This window comes from Burkholderia sp. Bp9140, assembly GCF_003853425.1.
Classification (GTDB): Bacteria; Pseudomonadota; Gammaproteobacteria; order Burkholderiales; family Burkholderiaceae; genus Burkholderia.
On record NZ_QTPQ01000061.1, the window covers coordinates 1 to 15,822 of the forward strand.

A 15,822-nucleotide genomic window follows, 5' to 3' on the forward strand; every position below is an offset into this window, starting at 1 on the left:
CGTCCGCTTGATCCCTTGCTCCACTTGGCACCTCTTCGATTCGTCGAAAAAGTGTCAACCTATTTCAGGACGGGTCAAACGAATGAAAAAAAGCCACACCCTCAAGACGCTCGCCCTGCTCTGTTGCCTGGGCGTCCAGTGCGCGACGTCGGCATTCGCGGACGAACCGAAGAAGATCGCGTTCGTCGATACGGGCAATACCGGACGCAGCGTGATGGCCGAAGCGATCGCCGGACAACTGATCGCGCAACGGCACGCGCATATCGCGGTGATCTCGCGCGCGGTCGACGAGGATCCGTACGACGAAAAGCCCGAGGAAAACGGCGTGATCCTGATGAAGCGGCGCGGGCTCGACACGTCCGCGCATCGTGCGGTGCAACTGAACGCGAACGACGTCAAGCACTCCGATGTGATCCTGACGATGACCGATAAGCACAAGGAAAAGGTGCTCGCGCTCCATCCGTCGGCCGCGGGCAAGGTGTTCACGCTCGCCGAATACGCGACCGGCGCGCACAAGGACGTACCCGACGCGTGGGGCAAGCCGATCGACTTCTACGAATCGGTGACCGCGCAGCTCGACGCATTCCTCCCGGCCGCGCTCGACAAGGTTGCCACGGCCGCACCCGCGAAGCAGTAACGCAGGTTGGACCGGCCGGGTCGCCCGTCGCGTCGTGCGGCGGCGCCGACGGGCCGGCCGCTCGAGCAGTTCATGCGCGCACGGCGCGTCTCCCGAACACGCCGATGAGACCGGCCGTTCAGCCGAATCGTCAGCGCACGCCCCGAATGAAAGAATGATCCTCGTTCGGGAAGCCCGCCTCACCGCTCGATATCCCGAACCGCGAAGCCGCTGCATGCACGCCTGCGCAGCGCCTTTGCGTGGTGCATCGTCTCGCTTCGGCAGTCGGCCCGCGTACGCGTCTCTTCATCCGCCTCATCCGACAGACCACGCAATCACGTCGATACCCCTACCCCTCATGTAGCTTATAAGTTACAATGCTCTCCAAGTTCGAACTGCTTCGCTATCAGCGCGACGACGGTCGCGAGCCTTTCACCGAATGGCTGAACACCATACGCGACAAGGTCATCCAGGCACGGATTCGCGAACGCCTGCGACGCGTGCAGACCGGCAATGTCGGCGATTGCGAGCCTGTCGGCGAAGGCGTGATCGAACTGCGCATCCACGTCGGTGCCGGCTATCGCGTGTACTTCGGCCGGTGCGGCAGCGCGCTGGTGCTGCTGTTGTCCGGCGGCGACAAGCGCAGCCAGTCCGACGACATCAGGCATGCGAAGGAACACGGGTCGAACTGGAAACGGAGGCAAATGTGAACAAGCTCAAAGGCGCGGTATCGCACCACGACGCGGAAGTCGCCGAACTCGGTGCCGACCGCGAGCTCGCGGCCGCCTATCTGCGCGTCGCGATGGAATCGCTCGACGATCCCGACAACCGTGCGGCCGCGCTGCTCGCACTGCGCACGGTCGCGGAAGCATACGGCGGGCTCGGCGCGGTTGCCGCCGAAGCCGGCATCAGCCGTGAATCGCTGTATCGCACGCTGTCGCCCAACGGCAACCCGACGCTGAAAACCCTGCTCGCGGTGCTCAAGACGGTTGGCTTGCGCCTGTCCGTCGTCCCCGCGCAACCGTCGCACGCCTGACGCGGCGGCCGCGCTTCAAGGCTGAACCATCCACACGAGCACCATCGCGGCCGGCGCCGCGCGCATCCCCGCCGGCGGCTGCGCGATCGTCGGCTCGACCTTGAGTGCCTGCGCGATCGCCGCCGCATCGTCGACCGTCGTCGTGCGCTCGGTCGTCATCAACCGGGCGGGCCGGTGCAGCGTCTCGCGATACAGCGCGCCGTACCACAGCGGCCGCGTGCCGAGCGCATCCTGCAGCACGTACGGATAACGCCACAGCCGCAGCACGAGTCGGCTGTCAGGATCGGTCGGCTCGACGCGCACGAACACGCGGCGCGTACTCTCGCCTTGCGTGTAGCGCGGCAGCACGGGCAACGCATCGGCCGGCGCCTGCGGCGACAGCCAGCGCAGCGCGGCGGCAGGCGACCATGGCGTCGCGCGCTGCCAGCCGGCCAGCGAAAGATGGCGATCGAGCGTGTCCGACGTCGCGCACCATTGCAGCGGCAGATACTCCTCGCGGTCGCCGCCGATCTCGGTGCGCCGCGTCGGCACGCGCTGCCACCCGCCGCGCATCCACTGGTCGACGGTCATCGCGACGACGTCGCCGATATGCGGACGTGCCGCACGATCGAGCTGCCACTGCGCGGGCACGGTCCACACGCCGGCCGTCGCCAGCACGACGAGCACCGCGACGAGCGCGCCGCGCGGCTGCACATGCTCGCGCACCTGCCAGTACGCATGAGCGCCCGCCAGCACCGCGAACCACGCGAGCCCGAGGCTCCAGCCGCCGAGCAGGCCCGACAGCCACGTATCGCCGACGTACAGCCGCGCGAAGCCGCCGAGCACGATCCACAGCACGACCGCCGTCACGACCGGGACGCGCCACAGCGCGGGCCGGTCGCGCGTCAGCACCCAGCCGATGCCGCTGCTCACGAGCATCGCGAACGCCGCATCGGCGTCGGGCAGCGGCACGTGCAGCCCGCCGGGCGGCAAGCTCGCGGGCGTGGTGCCGGGCAAGCCGGCGCCGAACGCCGGCCCGAGCACGACCGCGATGCCGACCGTCGCGAGCCACCATGCGGATGTCACCCAGCAGCGATGGATCAGCAGCCAGACGAGAAACGCGGCCGCGACGATCAGCCCCGTATCGTGTCCGTGCAACACCGCGAGCGCGCGCATCGCCGCATCCACGGGCGGCGTGCGCAGATTCTGCAGGAACGCATACAGCGCGATGTCGGCGTGCATCAGCGGATCGTTCGCGACGACGTCCTGCACGATGCCCGCAAACAGCCAGACGCAGCCGAGGAACAGCAGCGCGAACACGGGCACCGCGCCCGGCAGGCGGCGCACCTTGTCGAGTGTATCGTGCAGCCGGGCGCCGAAGCGGGGCCAGCGGTGCGCGCATGCATGCACCGCCGCGCCGGCCGCCCGGCACAGCAACGGCCAGCCGCGCCGCAGCGCCAGGCGCACGCCGAACCACACGAGCGCGACCAGCGCGGCGACCACCAGCAGGATCGCGGCGACCCGCACGCTGATCGCCGCGGCCAGCGCCGCCGACGCGCCGAACAGGATGCCCGGCGCGATGTGCACGGGCGCCCAGATCAGCGCCGACACGATGTTGACCGGGTAGAACGACCGGCGCGGCAGCATCGCGCAGCCGACCACGACCGGCACGACCGCGCGCACCGGCGCCAGGAAGCGCGCGAGCACGATGCTCTTCATTCCATGGCGCAGCACGAACTCCTCGCCGCGCGCGTAGGCGTCCGCGTAGCCGAGACGCGTCCAGCCGTCGCGGATCGCGCCGCGGTAGTGCCGTCCGAGCTCGTAGCTGATCCCGTCGCCGACGACCGCGCCGGCAGTCGCGACGCCGATCGCCGTCCAGCCGTCGAGCGCGCCCGCGCCGATCAGCGTGCCGGCCGCGAACATCACGGCGCCGGCCGGCACGACCGTGCCGATCAGCGCAATCGACTCGGCACAGGCCGTGGCGAACACGACCGCCAGCACGAGCCCCGGATGCGCGCCGATCGCGCCCAGCCACGCGTGGATCGTGACGCTCATCGCGGGTCGCGCTGGGTGGCGGCGCGGGGTGTCTGCACCGGGCCGGCAATGGCGTGGGGAAGGTTCATCGGAAGGTGCGCGCGTTGGCGCCGGCCGGCGGCGTCAGTCGAACTCGTGCTGCCGCGCGTCGGCCTCGAGCGGCGCGTCGTGGTAGCCGACGGTCGCGATCTCGTGCAGGTAGCGCGCGAGAAACGCGTCGATCGACCCGGCTTCCTCATACTGATGCACATGGCGGAACTCATGCGTGAGCAGGCGTCGTGTATCGTGGCCGCGCAGCACGAACACCGCATGGCCGAGCGTGAGGCCGATCGTCCCCGGCGACAGCAGCCCGGTGTCGCGCGCGATCGCGCCGAGCGCCGGCGTGTCGGGAAACGGCAGCCGGTCGGCGACCACGACGCGGATCCGCTCCGGTTGCGCGACGCCCACGGTACGCGCGTCGTCGGCCTGCGCGGGCGTCAGCGGCACGCCCTGCGCGAGCCCGTGCGCCGCCTGCGCGTCGGCCCATGCGACCGCGTCGGGCAGCGCGGACGGCAGGATGTCGGCGAGATCGATCATCGTGGGGCTCCTCGGGTCGAAACGGTGCAATCGGGCACCAGTTTATCTCTGAATCAGGGCGGTCCGCGAGGCGCCGCGCCTGCGGCACTGCGGCGATTCCTCGGGAATACCCGCCCCATCCGCCCCTATCGCCAATACCATTTCATGCTGATTATTTCGTTTCAGGGCACACTCCACCCCCGGATGTCTCAAAAATTTCGCGCAGGTGCCCCTTTTCCGGCTTCGGCGGAATATATTGGTCGGAAGAACGGCCGCGGCAACCGGCGGAACAGCCCGCGGCGTCATCCCGAAGAGGACCGCTAGATGATCAGGGTAATTCTGGCTGACGATCACGCAGTCATGCGGGACGGACTGCGTCACATTCTGGAAACGGCCGGCGGCTTCGAAATCGTCGGCGAGGCGAGCGACGGCGCGGCCACGCTCGCGCTGGCCGAGCGTCGCGCCGCCGACGTGCTGCTGCTCGACCTGTCGATGCCCGCACCGACCGGTATCGACCTGATCCGGCTGGTCAAGACACATGCGCCGTCGCTGCGCATGCTGGTGCTGACGATGCATGCGGAGACGCAGTACGCGGCGCGCGCGTTCAAGGCCGGCGCCACCGGCTACCTGACGAAGGACAGCGCGACCGCCGAGCTCGTCACGGCCGTCACCAAGGTGGCGGGGGGCGGCGTGTACGTGAGCGCGTCGGCGGCCGAAAGCCTCGCGCGCACGCTGCGCGCGCCGGCCGAGATGCTGCCGCACGAACGCTTGTCCGCGCGCGAACTCGACGTGATGCGCCGCATCGTCGCCGGCCAGACGGTCACGCGGATCGCATCGGAGCTCACGTTGAGCGCGAAGACGGTCAGCACCTACAAGACGCGCATTCTCGAGAAGATGGAGCTGCCGCACGAAGCCGCGCTGGTGCGCTATGCGGTGCGCCACGATCTCGACCTCGGCGTCGACGACGCATGATGCCCGCGCCCCGCTTCCGCTCCGCGGCCACCGAAGACGGCGACGACGCGCCGGATCCGTCGCGCCTGTTCATGTCGTCGCTGCCGCCCGGGCGGCGCGAGCGGCGGCTCGCGATCGCGACGGTGATCGTGTCGGCCGTGATCTTCGCCGCCCTCGCGCCGTTCGCGGGCATGCCGCTTGCCCGCGTGTGGGGCTTCATTCCCGTGTACCAGTCGGCGATCGTCGTCAACGACATGGTGACGGCCGGCCTGCTGCTCGGCCAGTACGCGATCCTGCGCGAGAAGCCGCTGCTCGCGCTCGCGGCCGGCTACCTGTTCACGGGCTTCATGGCCGGCACGCACATGCTGACCTTTCCGGGACTGTTCACGCCGACGGGCCTGCTCGGCGCGGGCGAACAGACCACCGCGTGGCTGTATCTGTTCTGGCACGGCGGCTTTCCGCTGGCGGTTGCCGCGTACGTGCTGCTGCGCGCGGCACCGCGCGCGCGCCCGCCGTCGCTCGAGCGCCGCCGCGCGGCGGTTCCGCTCCTGCTCTGCATCGTCCTGACGGCCGGCGCGACCGCCGCGCTCGCGCTGCTCGCGACCGCCGGCCACGACCTGCTGCCGCGCATCATGCAGGGCAACCGGATGGCCTCGACGATGACGAACGCGATCGCAGTCGTCTGGGCGCTGAACCTTGCGGCCGTCGTGCTGATGTGGCGACAACGGCACCGTCACTCCGTGCTCGACCTGTGGGTGATGATCGTGCTCGTCGCGTGGCTGTTCGACATCGCGTTGTCGTCGATGCTGAACCACGGACGCTTCGACCTGGGCTTCTACGCGGGGCGGACCTACGGCCTCGTCGCGTCGGGCGTCGTGCTGTTCGCGCTGCTGTTCGAGAACGGCCGGCTGCATGCGCAGACGGTGCGTGCGCTCGCCGGTGCGCGCTATCAGCACCTGCTCGTCGTGCAGAAGAGCGCGCAGCTCAACGAGGCGAACGAACGTCTCGAGCAACGCGTCGCGGCCCGCACCGCGCAGTTGAGCGCGTCGAACCGCGACCTGCGGCGCGAAGTCGAGGAGCGCGTGCGTGCGGAGCGGGCGCTGCAGGCGTCGCGCGAGGAACTGCGCGAGATCTCGGCGATCAGCGCGACCGCACGGGAGGCCGAGCAGCGCCGCATCGCGCGCGAACTGCATGACGAACTCGCGCAGACGCTCGCGACGCTGAAGAACGATCTGGAATGGCTGCTCGACCACGTGCCGCAGGACGACGCGCTGCTGGCGCGCAAGATCGCGTCGATGCATGCGCTCGCGCGCGGCGCGGTGACGGCGACGCGGCGCATCGCGTCGGACCTGCGTCCGCTGATGCTCGACGATCTCGGGTTCGCGGCCGCGATGCAATGGCTCGTGGAGGATTTCCGGCACCGTCACGGCATGGCGTGCGCGCTGCACGTCGAGCCGGGTGAACTGCAGCTCGACGAACCGTATGCGACGGCCGTGTTCCGGATCGCGCAGGAAGCGCTCGCGAACGTCGCGCGGCATGCGGCTGCATCGAACGCGACCGTGACGCTCGTGTACCGGGACGAGACGATCGCGCTGACGATTCGCGACGACGGTGCGGGCTTCGATCCCGGTGCGCCGCGCAAGTCGGGATCGTTCGGGCTGGTCGGCCTGCGCGAGCGCGCGTATCTCGTCGGCGGCACGCTGCGGGTCGCTACGACGCTCGGCGAAGGCACGACGGTGGAGGTGGATATTCCCGTGTCGGCCGCGCATGTGGCGCTTGCGCATGATGGACGGGGGACGTCGCGGACGGAGGGGTAAGGCGGTCGACGCAGCGGCGGCGGAATGCCGCTGCGGTGAGTGTCAGTGGTAGTCGTCTTCCCGCTGATGCCGAACGGCGAGGATCGTGACTTGTTCGATCATGCGCGTCGATCGACGTCGCTCGTCGAATCGGTTTTCGTCAGTGCACGCGCGACTTTCAGCATCGTCCCAAGTTCGGCCTGGACGTCTGCCGCGTCGACATATTCACCCGTGCGCCGCGCCTCGTCGGCCGACGCCGGCCGCGCGCGACAAACTCGTGGTGCAAGCGTCGATGCGCAATGGCATCGCGCAGTGTCGATTCGACGAACGCAGACGGCGTCTCGTGTTGCGCCAACTCGGCCTCTGCTGTCTCGAGCAATTGCGGATCGACTCGAAGCGCGGACATCGCCGTCGTTTTCATTGTGCTCTCCATGCATTCCAACCTCGTGCACGGTAGCACATCGGCACGATCCCGAGAGGAACCGCATGAAACTGCAGCCCTCTGCTCTCCCTCCGCCCATCACGCCCGCGCCGCCACCATCCCCCGCTCCGAGCGCGTCCACGCGACCAGCGCGCCGATCCCGAGCAACGCGAGGCACACGATCGGCACGATCATCGGCCCGAACGCGGTACCCGTCACCTTGCCGGCGAACGGCATCAGGTTCTGGCTGAAGAAGCCGCCGAGGTTGCCGATCGAGTTGATCGCCGCGACGCTCGCCGCCGCGCGCGCGCCGGTGAAGTAACGCGGCGGCATCGACCAGAAGCACGGATACAGCAGCGGGATGCACGCGCCGCCGAGCACGAGGGCGATGAAGCGCAGCGGCGTCGACGGCAGCACGAGGCTCAGCAGGAAGCCGAGCGCGCCGAGCGCCGCGACGATCGCGATCGTGCGCAGGATGCTCTTCGCGCGGCGCAGCTTCGACGGCAGCCACACCAGCAGCAGCACCGCGAGCGCCCACGGCAGCATGCTCAGCAAGCCGTTCGTGCTGCTCGACACCCCGAACGATTTCACGATCGTCGGCAGCCAGTAAGTCACGCCGTACAGCGACGTCGACATCAGCATGTAGGTCGCCGCGAACAGCATCACGCGCGGATCGAGCAGCGCCTTCCACGGCTGCGCATGCTCGGCCTGCGCGGGCTTCTCGCGTTCGAGCGCGGCCGCGACGATCTGCTTCTCGCGTTCGTCGAGGAACGGTGCGTCGCGGAACGACGCCGGCAGCACGCGGAACACCACGATCGCGACGATCACGGCCGGGATGCCCGTCGCCACGAACACCCACTGCCAGCCCGCGAGCCCCCACACGCCGTTCAGGCTCAGCAGCACGCCGCCGACCAGCGAGCCGAGCATGTTCGCGAGCGCGCTGCCGAGCGTGAAGATGCCGAGCACCTTCGCGCGGTAGCTCTGCGGGAACCACAGCGTCAGGTAGTAGATCACGCCCGGATAGAAGCCTGCCTCGGCGATCCCGAGCAGGAAGCGCAGCGAACAGAACGCGGGCATCGACGTCGTGAAGCCCATCAGCACGGTGATGAGGCCCCACGTCAGCATGATCCGCGCGAGCCACACGCGTGCGCCGTAGCGATGCAGCGCGAGCGTGCTCGGCACCTCGAACAGCAGGTAGCCGATGAAGAACAGCGACGACGCGAGACCGAACGCGGCCTCGGTCATTCCGAGGCTGTGCACCATCTGCAGTTTCGCGAAGCCGACGTTCTGCCGGTCGATGAACGCGATCAGGAACATCACGACGAGGATGGGCAGCAGGCGCCGCGCCATCTTCGACATGATGCGCTGCTCTTCGGCGGACGCGGGGTCCAGGGTTTCGGTGGCATTCACTGCGGGCTCCTCCGTGAATCGGTTGCTTGTCGGTTGAATCGGCGCCGCGCGCGATGAACGCGCGGGCGCGGTGGTGTTCGATGAAAATGGGGTTCGGCGACGGACGGCGGCGCTCAGCGTGTCCGGTAGTCGTCGAGCATCGGCGCGAACATCTCGTGCCACGCGCGCGGCTTCGCCTTGATCGTGCCGGCGAGGTACAGGAATTCCACGTAGTCCATCAGCTGGTTCGGCCGCACCGAGAAGCGCGTGTCCGGCGCGGCGAGCATCTGCATCATGTCGTCGTGCGACACGCCGACCCCCGACGACGCCGCATACAGCGCGGCCGCCGCGCGCGGGTCCTGCGCAATCAGCCGGTTCGCTTCGTCGAGCGCGGCGAGAAACGCGGCGGCCAGCGCGGGCTCCGCATCGACGAGCCGCTTCGGCGCGAACACGACGTCGAGCGTCATCGGGCCGAGCACGTCGACCGAATTCACGACGCGATGAATGCCCGGCTGCCGCAATTCGAGCGTCGAGAACGGCGGCGACGTGAAGTGCGCGGTGACGCCGTTCTCGCGGCGGATCAGCGCCTGCATCGCCTGCGGATGCGGCAGGTTCACGGTGATCGAATCGAGCTGCGCGAAATGCTTCGCGCCGAGTTGCCGGCTCGCCACCATCTGCAGCACGACCGCCGACAGCGACGTGCGGATGCCCGGCACCGCGATCCGGTCGGACGGCGTGAAGTCGCGCAGCGACGCGAGCCCGGGACGGTTCGCATTGAGCGACAGCGAGGTCGTGGACAATCCGCTGATGCCGATCACCTCGACGTTCGGAATCCCGCGCGCCCGCGCCCACAGCTCGATGAAGCCCGGCGCGCCGGCACCCGCGAAGTCGAGCGTGCCGGCCATCATCGCGTCGTTGACGGAATTGCCGCCGTCGAGCAGCACCCAGTCGACCGCGACGTCGCGCAGCCCGTGCCGCGCCGCATGCCGCTCGAACAGGCGCTGCTTCTCCATCACGAGCAGCGGCAGGTACAGCACGCCATAGCCTTTCGAGATCCGCACCGTGCGCGGCTTCGCGCGCACCAGCGAAGGCGCCCCCAGCACGCTCAGCATGCCGAGGCCGGCGGCGAGCAACGCGCGGCGGCGCGGCGACGTCGTCATGCGCCCGCCTTCCCGACCCACACGGCACGGCCGGCGCACGCCATCGCAGCGGCCGCCATGCGGCCGCGGCCGGCTTCGCCGCACCGGCGAGCGCAGGCCGGCGGCACGCTGTGCCGCGCGTTCGTCGCTCCCGCTTCCTGCTGCATGTTGCCGTCTCCTGTGGTTCTGGTATTAATGGCCGTCTTCGCTTGTTCCGGCTGAACACAGGTTATCGAGCGAGTCTGAGAAAATGCTGACATCCCGGCCCCGGGAAAACCCCTAACCCCTCTACCTGCAAACGGCACCATGCGCATTCTCGTCGTGGAGGACGATGCCGAAATCGGCGCGGCGATCCGCGGCCGCCTCGCGCGGCTCGGCCATGCCGTCGATCTCGAAACCGACGGCTCGACCGCGAACGGCCTGCTGCGCGTCGAACGCTTCGACCTCGTCGTGCTCGATGCGAACCTGCCCGGCCTCGATGGCTTCGCGGTGCTGCGCAACCTGCGCGCGTCGGGCAGCACGACGCCCGTGCTGCTCGTCACCGCGCGCTCGGCGATCGACGACCGCGTGAGCGGTCTCGGCCTCGGCGCCGACGACTACCTCGTGAAGCCGTTCGACTACCGCGAGCTCGATGCGCGCGTGCAGGCGCTGCTGCGCCGCAACAGCGGCCACGCGAACGACGTGCTGACGCTCGGCGGCCTCGTGATCGACCGCAGCAGCCGTCTCGCGGAACTCGACGGCCAGCCGCTGTCGCTGTCGCGCCAGGAGTTCGCGCTGCTCGAGATTCTCGCGAGCCGCCCGCAGCGGATCTTCTCGAAGGACGAGTTGCTGAACCAGCTGTTCAGCTTCGGCAACGAGCCGACCGCGAACGCGGTCGAGCAATACGTGACGCGCGTGCGCAAAAAGCTGCAGGGCAGCTCGGTCGAGATCCGCACCGCGCGCGGGATGGGGTATCAGATTGCCGCGCATTGACTGGTTCCCGAAGACGCTGTTCGGGCGCACGTTGCTGTTCATCGCGCTCGTCGTCGCGACCGGCGCGCTCGCCCTCGCGGTGATCGCGCGCTACTACGCGGGCGTCGCGGCCGAGCGCGCATACGACCAGTTGCTTGCGGGCGCATCGATCCAGGTCGCGGAAAACCTGTACGTGCAGGGCGGCGTGCTCGCGCTGAATCCGCCGGTGGCGGCGCTGTCGACGCTGTCGCGCTACGACCTCGTCTACTACAAGGTCGTCGATTCGCGCGGCGTCGTCGTGGCCGGCTACAACGATCTCGCGAGTGCCGCGACGCTCGCCGCCGCGAAACAGGGCCCCGCGTTCGCGAACGCCGTCTACCAGGGGCACCCGATCCGCACCGCGACCATCGCGCGCTACATGCCCGAGGAAAGCACGCCGGGCTGGGCGCTCGTGACCGTTGCGCAGACAACCCATGCGCGCCAGCAGCTGACGAACGACATGAGCATCAAGGTGTGGACGCTGATCCTGCTGATGAGCGTGCTCGCGATCGGCGCGAGCGGCCTCGCGATCCGGCGCGGATTGCGCCCGCTCGCGCAGATCGGCACGATCATCGCCGCGCGCGACCCGGCCGACCTGCGGCCGGTGGCCGTCGATACGCCGAGCGAGATCGACGCGATCATCGGGGCGATCAACGGGCTGATGCGCCGCCTCGCCGAGCGGATCAACGCGATGCAGCGCTTCATCGCCGACGCCGCGCACCAGATGCGCACGCCGCTCGCGCGGCTCGATGCGCAGATCGAACTGCTCGACGGCGAGGCCGATCCCGCGCGTCATGCGGCGCGGCTCGATGCGTTGCGTGCAACGTGCTCGGATGTCGGGCGCCTCACCGGGCAGTTGCTCAATCATGCGATGGTGATCCATCGCACCGAGGCCGTGCCGCTGCAACCCGTCGAACTCGTCGCGCTCGCGAAGGACGTGCTCGGCCGCACGATTCCGCTCGCGGACGAGCGCGACGTGGCCGTCGCGTTCGCGAGCGATTCACCGCATGCGTGGATCGACGGCGATGCGATCAGCCTGCAGGAGGCGTTGTCGAACGTGCTGCACAACGCGCTGCTGCACGGGCATGCGGACGATATCGTCGTGTCGGTCGCCACCGCGGGCAACCTCGATGAAGCAGTGACGCTGACCGTCACCGACAACGGCCGGGGGATTCCGCGCGAGCATTGGGATGCGGCATTGCAGCCGTTCGTGCGGATCGCGCCCGACGGCAGCGAGCGCCGCACCGGGTCCGGGCTCGGGCTCGCGATCGTGCAGGAAGTGATGAAGGCGCACGGCGGGCGCGTCGGGTTCGCATTTCCCGATGCGGGCGGGTTCGCGGTGGTGCTGACGTTTCCGCGGGCGGCGGAGACACACGCACGCGACGCATGAACCGGCGGCTCCAAGGCGCACCGCCGGGCCGCCTCCTTTCGCCACCTACACCGCCACCGCCTCCCCACCGAGATACGCATCGCGCACGCGCTCGTCATCGAGCAGCGTTTTCGAGGGTCCTTCGAGCACGACGCGCCCCGTCTGCAGCACGTATCCGTAGTGCGCGATCTCCAGCGCGAGGCTCGCATTCTGCTCGACCATGAACACCGTCACGCCTTGCCGGTTGATCGCATCGATCAGCTCCAGCACCTTGTCGACGTAGAGCGGCGACAACCCCATCGTCGGCTCGTCCATGCAGATCAGTTTCGGCCGCGCCATCAGCGCACGCGCCATCGCGAGCATCTGCTGCTCGCCGCCCGACAGCGTGCCCGCACGCTGCGCGAGCCGTTCGCGCACACGCGGAAACAACTCGAGCACGCGCTCGTAGTCGTCCGCGACCGACGCCCGGTCGCCCCGCGTGTACGCACCCATCAGCAGGTTCTCGCGCACGCTCATGTCGCCGAACAGCCGCCGCGCCTCGGGCACGGCCGCGATCCCGCGCCGCACGCGCCGCGGCGTCGCGAGCGCGGTCACGTCGTCGCCGTCGAAGCGCACGACGCCGCGACGCGGCCGTATCAACCCGAGAATCAGCTTCATCGTCGTCGACTTGCCGCTCGCGTTGCCGCCGAGCAGGCTGACGATCTGCCCGCGGCCGACCTCGACATTCACGTCGAAATGCACCTGCACCGGCCCGTAGAACGTATCGAGGTGTTCCAGTTTCAGCAGTGCATCGGTCATGGTGGTGTCGGATCCGGAAGACAGTGCGCTCATGCGGCCGCCTGCACGGTGCGCCCGGCAGCGACGCTACCCGCATGGCGGCGGCCGAGATAGGCTTCGATCACGCGCGGATCGTGCCGCACGTCGCGCGGCGCGCCTTCGGCGATCTTCACGCCGTTGTCGAGCACCATCACGCGGTCGGACACGCGCATCACGAGTTCGAGCTTGTGCTCGATCAGCAGGATCGTCAGGCCGCGTGCCTTCAGCGACCGGATCAGTTGCAGCATTTCGGCGGTCTCGGTCTCGTTCATCCCGGCGGTCGGCTCGTCGAGCAGCAGCAGGCGCGGATGCAGCGCGAGCGCGCGGCCGATCTCCACGCGCCGCCGGTTCGCATACGACAGGCTGTGCGCCGGATGATCGATGCGCGGCGTGAGGCGTTCGCCGAACCCGGCGATGATGTCGCGCGCCTCGTCGCGCAGCGCCGCTTCCTCGCGCCGCACCGATGCGGGCCGCACGAGCGCGCGCCATACCTCTGCCGCCGCGCCGAACGCCGGCCAGCCGGGCCGCGCCGCGCGCAACCGCGCGTGCGCGCCGATCAGCACGTTGTCGAGCACGCTCAGGTTGCCGAACACGCGGCCGTGCTGGAACGTGCGCGCGATGCCGAGCGCCGCGAGCCGTTCGGGCGCCGTGCCCGTGATGTCGCGCCCGTCGAACGTCACGCGGCCGGCGTCGGGCCGGTCCGCGCCCGCGATCAGGTTGAACAGCGTCGACTTGCCCGCGCCGTTCGGGCCGATCACGCTCAGCAATTCACCATCGGCAAGCGTCAGGCTCGCGGCGTCGAGCGCGGTCACGCCGTCGAAGCGGCGCGTCAGACCCTGTACGTCCAGCAAGGGGCGATTGGTGGTCATGGCATTCCTCCTCACACCGTGCCGAGCAAGCCCTGCGGCCGGAACCGGACGAGCAGCAGCAGCACGAGGCCGTAGATCAGCATCCGGTAGTCGGCCGCCCAGCGGAACAGCTCCGGCAGCCCGATCAGCGCGATCGCGCCGACGACGCCGCCGAGCACGTTGCCGAGCCCACCGAGGATCACCATCGTCAGCGCGAGGATCGACACCTGCGAATCGAAGGTCTGGTGATTGATGTAGCTGTACAGGTGCGCGGCAATGCCGCCGCTCACGCCGGCCGCGACGCCGCCGACCGCGAACGCGATCGCCTTGTAGCGGTTCGGCGCGATGCCGTGCGCGCGCGCGGCGACGTCGTCCTCGCGCACCGCGCGCAGCGTGCGGCCGAGATGCGAGCGCAGCAGCCGCACCTGCACGAGCGCGAACGCGACCAGCACCGCGAGCGTGAACCAGTACGCGGCGCGCGCGGTCGTCGCCCACTGCAGCGGCGCAACGCCGGTAATGCCGAGCGGGCCGCGCGTGAGGCCGTCCCAGTTCAGGATCACGAGGCTCACCACCTCGCCGATCCCGAGCGTCGCGATCGATACGTAGTGCCCGCGCAATCGAAATGCCGGGTAGACGAGCAGCGTGCCGACCACGGCGGTGATCGCGCCCGCGCACGGAATCGTCACGGCCGGCGACCAGCCGAGATCCGACGACAGCAGCGCCGACGCATACGCGCCGATCACCAGCAGCGCCGCATGCCCGAGCGAGATCTGCCCGACGGTGCCCGCGACGAGCGTGAGGCTCAGCGCAAGCAAGCCGTACAGCCACGCGTTGGTCAGCGTCTGCAGCACGTAAGGCGACGCGCCAAGCCACGGCAGCACGGCCGCCAGCGCAATCAGACCCGCCAGCACCGGGCGCGGCACGCGCACGGCCTTCGCGGCCGCCAGGAAGGTGCCCGTCATCGGCTCCGGCGGCAGCGCGCGATTCGCGCTGAACAACCCGTTCGGCCGCCACACGAGGAACACGATCAGCAGCCCGAACGCGAACAGGTCGCGATAGCTCGTGCCGAACAGCGCGACGCCGTAACTTTCGACGAGACCGAGCAGCAGGCTGCCCGCGATCGCGCCCGGCACGTTGCCGAGCCCGCCGATCAGCAGCGCGACCACGCCCTTCAGCGTCGCCTGGAAGCCCATCACCGGATCGATGCTGTTGTAGTACATGCCGACCAGCAGCCCGCTGACGCCGCCGAGCGCACACGCGATCGCGAACACCGTCTGGTTCACGCGATCCACGTCGACACCCATCTGCAGCGCCGCGTCGCGATCCTGCGCGGTCGCGCGCACGGCCCAGCCGAGCCGCGTGAAGCGCAGGAAACCGTACAGCAGCGCGGCCGCCGCGAGGCCGATGCCGGCGATCAGCAGGTCGAGCGCGCCGAGCGTCGCGCCGGCGATCCGCACGTGCCAGTCGGGCAGCGGCGTCGGCACGGCGCGCGGGTCCGCGCCGAATGCGAGTTGCGCGAGCTGGTCGAGGATGAAGCTGATCCCGATCGTCGCGAGCAGCGGCGCGATGCGTGCCGCGTGGCGCAACGGCCGCAGCCCGCTCCGCTCGATCGCGACGCCGAGCACGCCGCAGCCGACGACGACCGCCGCGAGCGCGACCGGCAGCGGCAGCCCGAAGCGCGTCAGGCACAGCCAGCCGATGAAGGCGCCGGCCATGTAGACCGAGCCGTGCGCGAAGTTGATCAGGTGCGACACGCCGAAGATCAGCGCGAGCCCGACCGCGAGCAACGCGTAGATGTTGCCGACGATGAGGCCGTTGAGCGTGTAGTCGAGCCAGGAAGCCATCACGATGCGTCCGTCACGTGCATGCGGTTCGGGGTCGGG

General features: G+C 69.4%; 15 protein-coding genes. 7 read left to right on the plus strand and 8 right to left on the minus strand.

Features of this window, described 5'->3' with window-relative positions; translation table 11 throughout:
* Positions 1–82 precede the first annotated feature (82 nt).
* The 3 genes from DIE21_RS34295 (at position 83) to DIE21_RS34305 (ending at position 1,652) form a co-directional block, all read left to right on the plus strand.
* Positions 83–637 carry a protein tyrosine phosphatase gene (locus DIE21_RS34295; RefSeq protein WP_124501793.1) on the plus strand — a complete coding sequence of 185 codons (555 nt, stop codon included), beginning with the start codon at positions 83–85 and terminating at the stop codon, positions 635–637.
* 356 nt (positions 638–993) lie between these two features.
* A complete protein-coding gene (locus DIE21_RS34300) occupies positions 994–1,326 on the plus strand; it encodes a type II toxin-antitoxin system RelE/ParE family toxin (RefSeq protein ID WP_124501794.1) in 333 nt (110 codons plus the stop codon).
* Positions 1,323–1,652, plus strand: coding sequence for an addiction module antidote protein (locus tag DIE21_RS34305; RefSeq protein WP_124501795.1), 330 nt, complete (start codon positions 1,323–1,325; stop codon positions 1,650–1,652). The genes DIE21_RS34300 and DIE21_RS34305 overlap by 4 nt, the downstream gene beginning before the upstream one ends.
* Positions 1,653–1,667: 15 nt before the next feature.
* Here the strand turns inward: DIE21_RS34305 and DIE21_RS34310 are convergent, their stop codons facing one another.
* Entirely contained in the window at positions 1,668–3,686 is a 2,019-nt protein-coding gene (locus tag DIE21_RS34310; protein WP_124501796.1) for an LssY C-terminal domain-containing protein, read from the minus strand.
* 102 nt (positions 3,687–3,788) lie between these two features.
* Complete coding sequence (locus DIE21_RS34315) at positions 3,789–4,241, minus strand: hypothetical protein (protein WP_124501797.1); 453 nt, start codon at positions 4,239–4,241, stop codon at positions 3,789–3,791.
* A 303-nt stretch (positions 4,242–4,544) separates the two neighbouring features.
* On the opposite strand from DIE21_RS34315, the gene DIE21_RS34325 reads away from it, so the two are divergent.
* Positions 4,545–5,192: a response regulator transcription factor gene (locus DIE21_RS34325; protein ID WP_124501798.1), complete on the plus strand. Its 648-nt coding sequence runs from the start codon at positions 4,545–4,547 to the stop codon at positions 5,190–5,192.
* Entirely contained in the window at positions 5,189–6,988 is a 1,800-nt protein-coding gene (locus tag DIE21_RS34330) for a sensor histidine kinase (RefSeq protein WP_124501799.1), read from the plus strand. The genes DIE21_RS34325 and DIE21_RS34330 overlap by 4 nt, the downstream gene beginning before the upstream one ends.
* 157 nt (positions 6,989–7,145) lie before the next feature.
* Here the strand turns inward: DIE21_RS34330 and DIE21_RS34335 are convergent, their stop codons facing one another.
* From DIE21_RS34335 to DIE21_RS34345, 3 genes are all read right to left on the minus strand, one after another.
* Positions 7,146–7,388 carry a prevent-host-death protein gene (locus DIE21_RS34335; RefSeq protein WP_311767471.1) on the minus strand — a complete coding sequence of 81 codons (243 nt, stop codon included), beginning with the start codon at positions 7,386–7,388 and terminating at the stop codon, positions 7,146–7,148.
* A 99-nt stretch (positions 7,389–7,487) separates the two neighbouring features.
* Complete coding sequence (locus DIE21_RS34340; protein WP_124501800.1) at positions 7,488–8,798, minus strand: MFS transporter; 1,311 nt, start codon at positions 8,796–8,798, stop codon at positions 7,488–7,490.
* Positions 8,799–8,911: 113 nt separating this feature from the next.
* Positions 8,912–9,937, minus strand: a complete 1,026-nt coding sequence (locus tag DIE21_RS34345; protein ID WP_124501801.1) for an ABC transporter substrate-binding protein — start codon at positions 9,935–9,937, stop codon at positions 8,912–8,914.
* A 285-nt stretch (positions 9,938–10,222) separates the two neighbouring features.
* Between DIE21_RS34345 and DIE21_RS34350 the strand changes: the two genes are divergently transcribed.
* Positions 10,223–10,888, plus strand: a complete 666-nt coding sequence (locus tag DIE21_RS34350) for a response regulator transcription factor (RefSeq protein WP_124501802.1) — start codon at positions 10,223–10,225, stop codon at positions 10,886–10,888.
* Entirely contained in the window at positions 10,875–12,296 is a 1,422-nt protein-coding gene (locus DIE21_RS34355) for a sensor histidine kinase (RefSeq protein ID WP_124501803.1), read from the plus strand. Before DIE21_RS34350 ends, DIE21_RS34355 begins: the two co-directional genes overlap by 14 nt.
* 45 nt (positions 12,297–12,341) lie before the next feature.
* On the opposite strand, the gene DIE21_RS34360 is transcribed toward DIE21_RS34355, so the two are convergent.
* From DIE21_RS34360 to DIE21_RS34370, 3 genes are read right to left on the minus strand one after another with little or no spacing between them, the layout of a single operon-like run.
* Positions 12,342–13,106: an ABC transporter ATP-binding protein gene (locus tag DIE21_RS34360; protein WP_124501804.1), complete on the minus strand. Its 765-nt coding sequence runs from the start codon at positions 13,104–13,106 to the stop codon at positions 12,342–12,344.
* The gene (locus DIE21_RS34365) at positions 13,103–13,960 is read right to left on the minus strand and encodes an ABC transporter ATP-binding protein (RefSeq protein WP_124501805.1); all 858 of its coding nucleotides are present in this window, start codon (positions 13,958–13,960) and stop codon (positions 13,103–13,105) included. The genes DIE21_RS34360 and DIE21_RS34365 overlap by 4 nt, the downstream gene beginning before the upstream one ends.
* 11 nt (positions 13,961–13,971) lie before the next feature.
* Entirely contained in the window at positions 13,972–15,783 is a 1,812-nt protein-coding gene (locus tag DIE21_RS34370) for an ABC transporter permease (RefSeq protein WP_124501806.1), read from the minus strand.
* Positions 15,784–15,822: the final 39 nt, after the last annotated feature.